We start from the raw sequence: 12,600 nt of genomic DNA on the forward strand, positions 1-12,600 counted from the left end.
CGAGCTACTTTTTGGTTATCATTCCGGATTCGCGGTTGTTTTATAAACAATGTATTCTGATTTTGCCCGTTTGTTGTTTATAATCTCGATAAAAACGGTATTTTTTTTATAGATATAAACCATATAGCGCTATACCAAAAACTGCAAAATCCAATCTAATTCTCTAAATTGTTATTATATGAATATTCAAAAACACAGGGGGAATTTGGCAGATGGATGATTCCAGTATCCAACATGAGATTAACAAATATAAAAAATTCAAAAAAGTCGACGGGGCGACATACAGGAAAGTGAATCAGTTTCTGCGCAAACGAACATATATTACCGCACGGGAATGGGCATTGGCCAGGTTATGTACAGATTTCCGCACATCCGGGGGAGCCGAGATGACATTCATCGGGAAACATCTTCCGGAACTTGTGCCGTTTATGCAGGAAACGTATACTCCGCAGGCAGTCAATCAGGCTAGAAATTCATTTAAAAAGAAAGTCAGAAAAGCGAGCGCCACTTTTTTTTACGGTGCAATGTGCGGTTTTTTTACAACGGATGAATTGGATGATCTTCTTTTTGAAGCAAGTGAAGTTTCACGATTTTTACTCGAAGTCGAAGGAACTACATTAGATATCGATGAAGAGATCGATATTGAAGACCGGATAACGAAAGTTATGAGAAGTGTTGGTGAAGCTGCAAAGATAATTCTGAAAAACCGGAATGAAGAGATTGCACCGGAAACGTACCTTGTTGATCTGGCACCGGTAAAATCCGAACAAGAACAGATTTTGGAGATATCACGAAAAGAGACTTCCTCCAGTGAGAAAGAGATAATGCAGGCAGATATACTAAAGGAAAGCACAACACGACACCATCATCCAAAGTCCTCTGATACGATATCTGCCGGAACACAATCCGGGGATGCCGGGGAATCGAACCATCAACGCGTCGGGGAGTTATCAAACAACAATTACGAGAGTGAAAATTCATGAAGATCATCCAAGTAGTAGGAAGATCAAACTCCGGGAAAACCACATTTATCAGAAATCTCATACCGGAATTGAAAAAAAAAGGTAGGGTCGGCGTCATCAAACATCTGGGGGATCATGACTTTGTGCTTGAAGATGGAAAAGATACAACATTTTTTTTCGAGGCGGGCGCCGATATAACCTCAGGAATTGACGTACATAAAACCGTGATGGCAATACACAATAACACACTGGACGAAACATTACACGCATATCTCACATACGGGATAGATTTTGCAGTGATCGAAGGTTATAAGGAACGAGAGTATGCAAAAATCGTTATCGGTTCTCTTGAAATTGATCAATGCATTCTGAGAAATCCCACTATCAGGGAAGTAATACAATCGATTGACCGCTTTAATGATTTTTCACAAAAAAATTAATGAGTTGAAACAGAAATGTCAGCAACGAAAATGGAAAAAAAACTATTTGGCACCAATGGTGTCAGAGGGATTGTGGGGAAAGATCTCACACCAGACATGGTGTTAGCCATAGGGCAATCTCTTGGAACAATGCGTAAAGGACGGATTGCAGTGGGACGCGATACACGTACCTCAGGAGAGGTGTTTGTAAAAGTCATTAAAGCCGGTCTTCTTGCTTCCGGGTGTGATATTGTAGATTGCGGCATACTTCCAACACCCGCACTGCAATATATTGTCAAAGAATATTTTGATAGTGGGGCAATGATCACTGCATCGCATAATCCTCCAGAATATAACGGTGTCAAGATCATAGAATCAGATGGTACTGAAATGGGCGACGAAGAGACTATCCGTCTCGAAAAAATTTTCTTTGCACGATCGTTTTTAACTCAGACATGGGACAAAATAGGCCACGAGATTTCTGCGCCTCACCTTCTTGAACAATATATCAACGCAATAACCAGTAAATTTCCCGGTAAACCCGGGGAAGGAATTACTGTAGTTGTCGATCCAGGATCGGGGCCAGCATGCATCACGACCCCACGGATTCTTACAGAAATTGGCTGTAAAGTAATAACGATCAATGGAATAATGGACGGGACATTTCCTGGAAGGCTTCCAGAGCCGTCACCCGAGGGTTTAAAGAATCTTGCAGACCTGGTCAAAACCAGTGGTGCTGCATTCGGAGTTGCCCATGACGGTGATGCAGATCGGGCGGTTTTCATCGATGAGAACGGACAGTTTGTTGAAGAAAATCAGGAATTCGCTTTGATAGCCCGGCAAATATGCCGTAATAAACAGGGTATTATTGTTACCCCGGTGAGTACAGGTCAGATAGTGGAAATTATAGTAAGACAGGAGAATTGTTCGATAAAATATACTCCAGTGGGCAGTATTTACGTAGCACGAACAATGCGCACATTAACCGAAAAGGGAGAATCGGTGATTTTTGGTGGTGAAGGAAACGGGGGACTGATTTTTCCAGAACACCAGTTCTGTCGTGACGGGGGAATGACCGCTGCAATGATGGTACATATTCTCAAGTCAACCGGAAAACCGCTTTCTGAACTCATCGCTCAATTGCCAATACGTTACATAATAAAAGATAAAATTGCCACAAAAAACGGAATTGATTTACTCAAAACGGTAAAATCCAGTTATTCCAAAGATATTATCGATGAAACAGATGGCGTGAAGATATTCAAAGAGAATATGTGGGCGCTTGTAAGGGCTTCAGGAACTGAACCAATTGTCCGTTTCATCATTGATTCCGATACAAAAGATAAAGGTATCAGGTTCCATAAGGAACTTAAGAGCTATGTAGAAAAATAGTCCAAGAAAAAATTTAAAAAATATTATTCTGCTTGTCTGAGTGCAAGGTAAGATAAAATCGTACAACAATCCTATTTATTTTAGAATGAACAATAATTACCGTTTATTTGGCCGAAAAGCCAAAATTAGCGCCCATTATAACTAAATAAAAATAATTTGCACGTAGTTAAAATCGGTAAGTTTATTTAATATTTTAGTCAAATTGAGTTTACTCACCTAGAACAACTCACCTGTGATATAGCATGGTCCGGTCCACAGAAATACTTGAAGATATACAAAATGCCCTCCCATCAGAAGAGAGGAAAACTCTTGAGGTATTTATAGATGGGCTTCAAAACCAACAGGGACGACGTGCGAAAAAAAATATTGTCCATGAGGCAAATCGCATTATCACTGATACTGCACTTAAAAATAACAAACCCGAACTTCTTCTGGCACTCAGGGCGATCCAGGAAAGCGATAATGATGATCTTTTTTCCCGGATAATAAAGCAGTATATTACAACAAAAGACAGCGCTTGGTTGCACAAGGTATTTTCCCTTTCGGAAAAAATCGGGAAAAAGAGTAACCAGTCACGGGTCTTTGCGATGATTGCCCGGGATCTTATTGATGCTGGCGTATCCGATGCCAATCAGGATTTTATTGATCAGGGCATGATCATACTCGACCGTATAAGTTTCCGAAAATATCGTTCGGATATAATGATTGATATTATCCCACTCTTAATCGTATGGGCAATCACTACACGGAATCAAAAACTTCTTCATACCTCCCTCCATCTGATTGAAGAAATCGGGGATATATCAAAACGAGCAGTCCTTCATGCAGAACTTGCAAAAGCGTTGGCAACTACTGCAATTCTTGAAAAAGACCGTGATTCGTTCTTTGACAGTCTATATAGTGCAACGAGGATCCACCAGAAAATTCGTCGGCAGGATTGTATTTCGATCATAATAGAAAAAGGAGCGAAATCGGTTTTTGGAAAGGAAATGCAGGATATTTTGCTTTTTTTGCAAAACTTTAAAGAAATCCCGGATGATGCATATCTGGAAATAATCAGTTCCTTAACTGAACAATTGCTCGAGCGCGTCAAAGACAAACAACAGATAATTGCGGTATTGGAATCACTATGCAGTAAAAAACCGGAGGTTACGGGAAATATCGTAATTGTTCTATTGAAAAAAGCGGAGCGATCCGGAGATCCCTGGTTCCTTTCTTCTGCAATGGACCTGCAAAAACACATTTCCAACAAAAATGCTTATCCAATCAAGGAAATGGTCCGTGCCGGCATATCGGTCTCAAAAAATTCCGGTAATATGCAAGTCCTGACAGGGCTTATACCGGTGATCGAAAAACATTGTGATCCTGTTTTTTTGTCACGTATATACCTCCAGTTCTCCCAAATCATGCTGATTTCCGGGGATTTTAATGCCGCATTAGGATTATTTGGAAAAATACGGCATGAGGCTGAAAGCTACCCCCAGTATACCGAATGTCTAATCCAAGTCCTAAAAGAGGGGATTCTTAATGACAGTATCCCCTTGATTAATAAAAATATACTCGTAAAACTGAACCCTGATACTGCCAACGGTGGAATATATAGATCCGTTATTGAAGTGAGTAAGGATTATTCCTTCAAAGATATTATCACTCATATCCTCTCAGTACTAAATCTCATCTTATTGCACCCGCATCAGGATCACCTCCTTCTTGAAAATATAACGATTCTTGTAGATCGTGGATTTCTTGACTTCCATGATCCGGAGATTTTGATCCGCCAGGCAGAATCGATCAAGGAACAATCCCTCAAAGAACGGGCAATTTCAAATATTGTAATAAAAATAGCAAAAATTGCTGTCAAATCAAAAAACCGCGACTTTCTTCAGAGAGCTGTGGGTCTGACTTGTGAAATCGATGGCCAGAATACCCGTTCAGCAACATTGAGCAGTATCATCGATGAGGCGTCGATACTTGCAGCACAACAAGGTGATCTTGACCTGCTTCTCAGGATGAAAGAATGGAGTAATTCCCTTCTTGAAAAAGATCTTGCTGCCTTCGCGATGGCCAACATCATCGACGGTGTGATAAAATATGCAATAGACAGACATTCCTATGAGGCACTTGAAGAGGCATATCTCATTGCGGAAGATATCAGCGATCCCTCTCTGAAAGTCCAATTATATGAACGGATCGCCGAGTGTTTTATAAAAATCGGATGCATCATCCTTAAAGATCAAAACACACTGGGATTGCAGAAAGACATTTCCGAGATAATCCCGCCGTTCAACCGGGGTCTTGAAATAATCAAACAAAACATACGAACACCACAGATATCCCTCAAACTTGCCGGAATGATTGATATTATAATATCGTATTCCCGGACAAGCAACAATCCTGAATACATTATTCCATTAGCAATGTATGTAATAGAAATCGAAAATTCATATGAAAGGGATGCGATGGTATCCCGGATTATATCGAGTCTCAGTGAGGATATTGAGCATCCTAATACGACTGATCCCTATGAGACAATAGCTTATCTCCTCCGAAGGAACGAGCGGGGTAAATCAAATCCGGTTGTCCTGAAAATCCGATCACGGGTACTCCGGATGATAAGTGATCCATATATAAAGTTTAGGGGATTATGCAAGCTTGCGGATCTATTGATTAAAATAAACAATAAAAGTCAGGCGCAGGAAATTCTTGAGGAGGTTTATAACAAGCTGGATAGCCTCCTTGCGGAATATCAAAAAATCCTGATTTTGTCATACCTTGCAACACTCTATTGCCAGATAAATCCTCAGATTGCTTCTGATTACCTAATTATGGGTATACGGAAACTAGATTCTGTAGAATTCGACAAGGATGCAGTCAGCCGCCGGCAAATTGTCTATGCCATTATACGGATTCATGCAATCCGGCCGAATACCAAATGGTATGAAATTGCCATACAAGTAGTTCAAAAAATAGATAATCCTATTGAGTACATCAATTCTCTTATCGCGGTATATAATCTGACACGGGAGAATGAAGATCGCCGGGGAGAGATTATACATGCCATGGATGCTGCGGTTGACAGGATCTCATCTCCATATGAGAAAGCTTCAACTCTGCTGAATATTATTCCCCTTGCTATACAGAACTCTCCGGAAGAACTTTCTTTGGCACTTCTCAAAAAAACTGAGGCCCTGACAAATAAAATAAACATTCAATCAATTGCAGACAGCGTCCGGAACAATATTGCAGACATCTATTCAACACTCTACAAAAAGTCAGGAGATAAGAAAATTCTCTCGCACGCTATCCAGATAACGAAAACAATTGATGATGATGACATGCGGCTTCAGCATCTCAGTCAACTGGGATATACAGAAATGTACGAAATTCCGCCCCAGTATCTAAAAATAAAGTCCCTTTCAGAGAAGATGGTTGAGGAGGGGATTCATCCCAACCAGATTGCTACACTGGAAAGGCTTGTCCGGACGGTTGCTGATCGTGGAAAAGAGGCCATTTTTTTCTGTAATCTTGCTATTCATTTCAAGAAAAATGGCGAGGAGAAACTCTCCAAGAGGATGATCCAGAATTCGATTAAGGAAGCACGGATTATTAGACCTCTTTCCCGAAGATCGTTTGTCTTGTGTGACATAGCATTGAAAATATATGCTGCCGGTTGTGAACGAAGTGCACAGGAAATTCTTGATTTTGCGATTGATGCGGCCACAAATATCAGGCAATCTGCAATAAGGGATGGGGTTTTCGATGAACTGGGTCTTGCGATCAAACTGATGCAGGGGATCTAGGATGAAAACCGTAGAAATTTTTATCATGGGCAGAGTTCAGAAAGTGGGATTCCGGGCATGTATCAGGAAAATCGCGTCAGACATGAATGTAGCGGGAACGGTAGTAAACCTTCCAGACGGGAGGGTTCATGTTTTTGCAACGGGTGAACCGATAATCCTCGAAAAATTTATATCTATGATCTATGGGTGTCCGAGGGCGGTCATCAGGGACATCCAGGTACATGAAATTTTCTATAAACCATTTAGCGAGTTTTCCATAATCAAAGGAGAGGAAAATATCAGTACATGATTTTAAATTCGCTGCCATTTTTAATTGACGCAAAGAGATGAAATACCCACTCGTTGATTTTTTTGTCCTGTATTGTTGCATGGAATTTTTTTGCCAAGGTTCCGATGAGTTCATCTGATAACAGGCAACGATCCGGGGTGATTTCAAAATCTGCCACGGTCAGGGAATTCCGGGCCACGTCGAAAATAACGGAATCAACCATTTCTACTTTAAGGGGATCAATTAGATCATATACGAGACTGCCATTCCCTTCATGCATAAAACCCGTATCAGGATCAAGACCTGAGCCAATGACCGATACACAACAATTGCCAAATAACATCGCATAGCCAAATGAGAGCAGGGCATTGATGGGATCAATGTGGGGACGCATAGTCCTGCGTCTGAATCTGAAATCCATGGGGAGATTCCGTGACATGATCTCATAATACATATCTGAAGTGAGTTTATGGAGGCGACGGATCTCTTCCAGCTTTATGAGATAGGCAAATTCATCATGGGACTTCATGAGAACGTCCAGTTCACCTTCGTAGAAGAGATGGACATTCTGCAGTTCCTGTGCGCGCTCGATTGCAAATATCCGTGATTTTAGGGCAGCTTGCGCGATTGTTATCGCGTACCGATGGCGTGGGATCATCTGCTGGGTGCGGTAATTTTCTGCTCTGCTCCGGTCGCCAAAGGGTGTAATTATTCCTACGGGAGTTCCATCTGGTTCAAAAAACGTGACATAAGTACCATTTTTTAGCAGGCGAAGAACGGTCGTTGTACTGAGGGTATGACTGCCAATTACAAGAAGATGTTTTATTGACTCCAGAGGGATGCGGTCGGTATTGCTTTTATTCTGGAGAACAAGGTGATTTTGCGTCGATTTTATATGCGTTCCAAACCCGCTAACCGAAACCCAGGGATATTCTGCCACGCTAACACCAAAAATAATGCCCGACTCTGGTAAATACTTCCACAGTCCTACAGATTAATTCATCGTTTTACCCAGACGATGATTCCAAGCCCGATTTTTTTATACTCATTTAAGGGGGTATCATCAGATTAGTCGGTGAGTATAAACTGTACTAAACGGCATATATGATCTGTCATGCATTAGCATAACAAGGGTGTCCTATGTTCTGGGATAAAAAGATGGAGACATTAAAACGTGGTGACTTACAGGAACTCCAACTCAAACGTCTGAAAAAAACACTTAATCAGGTACAAAAGGTTGAATTTTACCGGAAACTTCTCAAGGATGCCGGGGTTAAAAATTCTTCAATCAAGACCCTTGATGACATCACGAAAATCCCCTTCACAAAAAAACAGGATCTCAGGAACGGATATCCATTTGGCTTTTTTGCTGTCCCACTTAAAGACGTCGTTCGGATCCATACTACTTCAGGAACGACGGGAAAACCAACGGTAGTTGGATATACCCGCAAGGATCTTGAGACATGGTCAGACCTCATTGGCAGGAATATGACCATGGTGGGGATAACCCGGAACGATGTGTTCCAGAATATGGTGAACTATGGCATGTTTACAGGAGGCCTGGGGTTTCATTATGGGGCAGAAAAAATAGGTATGACGGTTATACCCAGCGCAACAGGAAATACAAAACGCCAGATCGAGATGATCAATGACTTTGGAGTTACAACGATTCACTGCACCCCGAGCTATGCAATGCACCTCTCCGAAGTTGCAGAAGAGATGGGAACGGAACTTAAATCGCTGAAAACAGGTCTTTTTGGTGCCGAACCCTGGTCGGAGAGTATCCGAACAACTCTAGAGAAGAGACTGGGTGTGATAGCATACGATTCCTATGGGCTCAGCGAGCTGTTTGGCCCTGGAGTGGCATTCGAATGCAAGGAACGCGACGGACTTCATATCTGGCACGACAGTTACCTCGTAGAGATTATCGATCCAGAAACCGGTGAACAAGTATCCAATGGTGAACGTGGGGAACTTGTCGTAACTCCACTCGTTAAAGAAGCGATGCCGTTGCTCCGTTACCGCACCGGGGATGTTACGCTGCTTATGGAAGACGGATGCCTGTGCAGGCGAGGAAAGAAGATTGCGCGGATCACCGGCCGGAGCGATGATATGCTCGTGATCAGGGGTATCAATGTCTTCCCCTCCCAGATAGAACATGTCCTCCTGAAAATACCGGAAGTCGGCAATCAGTTTATGGTGTATATTGACAGAATCAATCATCTGGATGAAATGACTGTCGAAGTTGAAATTAACAGGGAATTTTTCAGCGGCGAACTTTCGGATCTTGCACGACTGCAGAAAAAAGTTGTCAAGGAACTTCGGGATACCCTCGAGCTGAGGACAACAGTCAGACTCGTTGAGCCGGGAACGCTGCCGCGATTTGAGGGGAAGGCAAAGAGAGTAATCGATCGACGGGGGGCAATATAATGGGTTACTGGGATCCCCGCATGGAAGAGATGCCAAAGGCTGATCTCCAGAAAATGCAGTATAAACTGCTCAAAAGTCTCGTTTATCGTCTGTACAGTTTTTCACCATTTTATCATGACCGGATGAAGGAACAGAATGTGCATCCGGATGATATCCGTGAGCTTTCCGATGTCAGGAAACTCCCGTTCATGTTCAAGCGGGACCTGAGGGATAATTATCCCGACAGGATATTTACTGCTTCGCAGGAGGAACTCGTCCGGTACCATGTCTCGAGCGGAACCACGGGAAAGCCAACGGTTGTCGGGTACACCCAGAACGATCTGAATGCATGGACAACATCACTTGCACGGGGATTGACCTCTATCGGGCTCGGACGAGGGGATGTCATCCAGGTCAGTTATGGTTACGGGCTGTTTACCGGAGGACTGGGTATGCACTACGGGGCAGAGCGGATCGGTGCAACGGTTCTCCCGACAAGTGTCGGGAACACCGAACGGCAGATTGAACTGATGCAGGATCTCGGAGCGACCGCTATTGCCTGTACACCCTCATACCTCCTTCATATCGGGGAAGTTGCTGAAAAAATGGGGGTGAACATAAAAACCGATACAAAACTCCGGGCGGGAATTCTGGGTGCTGAACCGTGGACCGAGGGTATGCGAAACCGGATCCAGGACTGGCTTGGCATCAAAGCATACGACATTTACGGTACAAGCGAGTTGTCGGGCCCGATGTTCACAGAATGCTCAGAACAGAGAGGATTCCACATCTGGTCTGATATTGCGCTCGTTGAGATCATAGATCCCAAAACTGAAGAGCCTCTCGAAGCCGGTGAGAAGGGTGAACTCACCATCACCATCCTGCAAAAAGAAGCCCTCCCTATGATCAGGTACCGTATCGGGGATATCTCATCCATGGATGAGGGCGTTTGTCCCTGCGGCAGAACCCATCCGCGAATCCAGAGAATTCAGGGGAGGGTAGACGATATGCTGATCATACGGGGTATCAACGTCTTCCCCTCGCAGATTGAGTATACTCTGATGGCAATACCTGAGGTAGGGCAGCATTTCCAGATCGTCGTCGAACGGAAAGGGGCACTGGATGACATGCTTGTCCGTGTTGAGCTGAATAAAGGCTCATTCAGTGACAAAATAAATGATCTGATGCAGGTACGGCAGAAAGTAGAGCACCGGCTCAGGAACTCCCTGAATGTGAATGTCGATGTGGAACTCGTCGAGCCGGGATCATTACCCAGGTTTGAAGGTAAATCGAAAAAAGTCATTGACAAGAGGTCGTTGTAAATGGATACAAAAAAATTTGTAATTAAGCAGATCTCAATATTTTCTGAAAACCGTCCGGGGCGTCTTGCGGCAATTGCCCACGCACTCGGGGAAGAGAATGTCAACATACTCGCGTTCAGTATCGCCGAAGCGAATGGTTTCGGAGTTGTCAGGGCACTCGTGGATCATCCGGAAAAAGCCCACGACAAACTGTTGTCCATGGGATTCAATATCGCATTTACGGATGTAATTGCTGTCAAGATGAAAGACCAGCCCGGTGGATTATATGAAGTAGCCAAAATCCTCGGAGATTCCAGGATCAACATCGAATATTCCTATGCATATTCCGGAAAAGAGGGGGCGGTCCTTATTCTCCGGGTTGATCAGGTTGAAGATGCAATAAAAAAGATCAAAAATTCGGGTGCAACCCTGCTGGAAAGATCCGTTTTCCACTAAAAAAGTCACTTTTTTTCCCATTTTATCAGTTGTGCTACTTCAGAGAGCGTACTTCCCCGACGGATCTCTTCCCGTATCCGCTCCTCAGTTTTTCTGACTTCAAGGGCCCGTCGTGCAATTTCGTACGCGCGTTCTGCAGGAATAACTACAACTCCGCTTTCATCACCCACAATCCAGTCTCCTGCACGAACGCACTGGCCACAGCACTGGATTTCAGCATTTATCTCACCAAAACCTTTCGGCTCTCCAGCATTGGGTACAATTGCTTTTGCAAATAGGGGGAATTTCATCGCCCGTATATCGTCGACATCCCTCACGGCCCCGTCAATGACAACGCCGGCAATTCCTTTTTTCACACAGCTCAGGGTAGCAAGTTCTCCCCAGGGTGCAACACTCGTCACACCGTCGTTGTTTATCACAATAACCTCTTCTTTCTTGGCAACATCGATTGCTTCGACCGGTTTTGCCCAGTCCCCGGCTACCGTCTGGACGGTCACTGCCCGCCCGACCATCTTGATCTTGCCACAGATGGAGAGAAGCCCTGACATTGAACCTTTACGGTGCATCGCATCGGATATATTGGGCGCAGATACCTGGAGCAGCAGTGAACGGGTCTCTTCGTCAACAGATTTTTTCTCACGAATTTTATGAGATTTTTTGTCCATCGCTTCCCGGATCCGTTTTGTAGAGCCGGTTACGTCGGCAGAACGAACAATCCACCCCCCCACGACTATGATATCCGCACCCAGATGTACAGCTTCGCCTGCACGGTCTGCATCAATACCTCCTGCAACCGCAATGGGGACATGAATATTGTCAGTGAGTCGTTTGAAGAGATCGAGCGAATCCTTTCCCGTCATCTGTTGATCAATGCCAACATGGGCACAGATGATATCAATACCCATTAATTCGAGTTGGCCGGCGCGTGATACCGGATCGGGGACATTAATCAAATCCGCCATGGTCCTGATACCATATTTCCGCGCAGATCTCACCGATTCTGCGACAACAGAATCATCGGCATCTGCAAGAATACATACGATACTCGCGCCGGCTTTTGCAGCCATCTCCACTTCAAGTGCACCGGTATCGGCAACTTTCATATCGGCCACAAGGATCGCATCCGGAAATTTCTGGCGCATTACCCGGACAGCCTGCATTCCTTCGCTTTTAATAAGGGGCGTCCCTATCTCGATCCAGTCTGCGCCTCCCGAGACCGTTTCATGAGCGATCTGCAGAGCTCTTTCCAATTCCAGAATATCCAGTGCCACTTGCAGAATCGCTTTTTTCATGATCAAAGATGTGACATGCCTGATGCTTAATGATTACGAGATAGGTTAAAAGCCATTCATGGATATCGAGGGAGAAGGAATTATTTATTTCCAGATAGTCTGGGGGTGAAATAACGACTGTTTTAATTCGTATTTAAAAATAATTTTCTGATATAATTTTGCCCAGTAGTATCCAATATTTTGAAAAGCGTTTTTCAACATCGGATATTTTTCCTCCAATTGCCCATATCCACAAAAAAAAATTGAGTTAATTTGATATATATCAAAAAGTAAATGAATAATTACACTGTCTGGGGAATAA

10 protein-coding genes are annotated in these 12,600 nt (G+C 43.6%); 8 read left to right on the forward strand and 2 right to left on the reverse strand.

The features are described 5' to 3' along the window. The first annotated feature begins 212 nt into the window (after positions 1-212). The 5 genes from WBL42_RS01335 (at position 213) to WBL42_RS01355 (ending at position 6,862) form a co-directional block, all read left to right on the forward strand. Entirely contained in the window at positions 213-983 is a 771-nt protein-coding gene (locus WBL42_RS01335; protein ID WP_424719465.1) for a DUF5806 family protein, read from the forward strand. Continuing rightward, a complete protein-coding gene (gene mobB / locus WBL42_RS01340) occupies positions 980-1,402 on the forward strand; it encodes a molybdopterin-guanine dinucleotide biosynthesis protein B (protein WP_424719466.1) in 423 nt (140 codons plus the stop codon). The genes WBL42_RS01335 and mobB overlap by 4 nt, the downstream gene beginning before the upstream one ends. 15 nt (positions 1,403-1,417) lie before the next feature. Continuing rightward, on the forward strand, positions 1,418-2,773 hold the full coding sequence (gene glmM / locus WBL42_RS01345) for a phosphoglucosamine mutase (RefSeq protein WP_424719467.1): 1,356 nt from the start codon (positions 1,418-1,420) through the stop codon (positions 2,771-2,773). 242 nt (positions 2,774-3,015) lie between these two features. After that, the gene (locus WBL42_RS01350) at positions 3,016-6,573 is read left to right on the forward strand and encodes a hypothetical protein (RefSeq protein ID WP_424719468.1); all 3,558 of its coding nucleotides are present in this window, start codon (positions 3,016-3,018) and stop codon (positions 6,571-6,573) included. Position 6,574: 1 nt separating this feature from the next. Then, positions 6,575-6,862, forward strand: a complete 288-nt coding sequence (locus WBL42_RS01355; protein WP_424719469.1) for an acylphosphatase — start codon at positions 6,575-6,577, stop codon at positions 6,860-6,862. On the opposite strand, the gene cas1 is transcribed toward WBL42_RS01355, so the two are convergent. Next, a complete protein-coding gene (gene cas1 / locus WBL42_RS01360) occupies positions 6,852-7,781 on the reverse strand; it encodes a CRISPR-associated endonuclease Cas1 (protein WP_424719470.1) in 930 nt (309 codons plus the stop codon). The two genes, WBL42_RS01355 and cas1, sit on opposite strands and share 11 nt — an antisense overlap. 200 nt (positions 7,782-7,981) lie before the next feature. On the opposite strand from cas1, the gene WBL42_RS01365 reads away from it, so the two are divergent. Genes WBL42_RS01365 through WBL42_RS01375 form a run of 3 tightly spaced genes read left to right on the forward strand, consistent with a single transcriptional unit; the run spans position 7,982 to position 11,007 of the window. Continuing rightward, positions 7,982-9,271: a phenylacetate--CoA ligase family protein gene (locus WBL42_RS01365; protein WP_424719471.1), complete on the forward strand. Its 1,290-nt coding sequence runs from the start codon at positions 7,982-7,984 to the stop codon at positions 9,269-9,271. Further along, on the forward strand, positions 9,271-10,572 hold the full coding sequence (locus tag WBL42_RS01370) for a phenylacetate--CoA ligase family protein (protein ID WP_424719472.1): 1,302 nt from the start codon (positions 9,271-9,273) through the stop codon (positions 10,570-10,572). The genes WBL42_RS01365 and WBL42_RS01370 overlap by 1 nt, the downstream gene beginning before the upstream one ends. Then, positions 10,573-11,007, forward strand: coding sequence for an ACT domain-containing protein (locus WBL42_RS01375; protein ID WP_424719473.1), 435 nt, complete (start codon positions 10,573-10,575; stop codon positions 11,005-11,007). It begins immediately after the preceding gene. A gap of 5 nt (positions 11,008-11,012) precedes the next feature. On the opposite strand, the gene WBL42_RS01380 is transcribed toward WBL42_RS01375, so the two are convergent. Further along, positions 11,013-12,299: an orotidine 5'-phosphate decarboxylase / HUMPS family protein gene (locus WBL42_RS01380; protein ID WP_424719474.1), complete on the reverse strand. Its 1,287-nt coding sequence runs from the start codon at positions 12,297-12,299 to the stop codon at positions 11,013-11,015. Between the last annotated feature and the right edge of the window lie 301 nt (positions 12,300-12,600).

Source organism: Methanoregula sp. (assembly GCF_049686655.1).
Classification (GTDB): domain Archaea; phylum Halobacteriota; class Methanomicrobia; order Methanomicrobiales; family Methanospirillaceae; genus Methanoregula.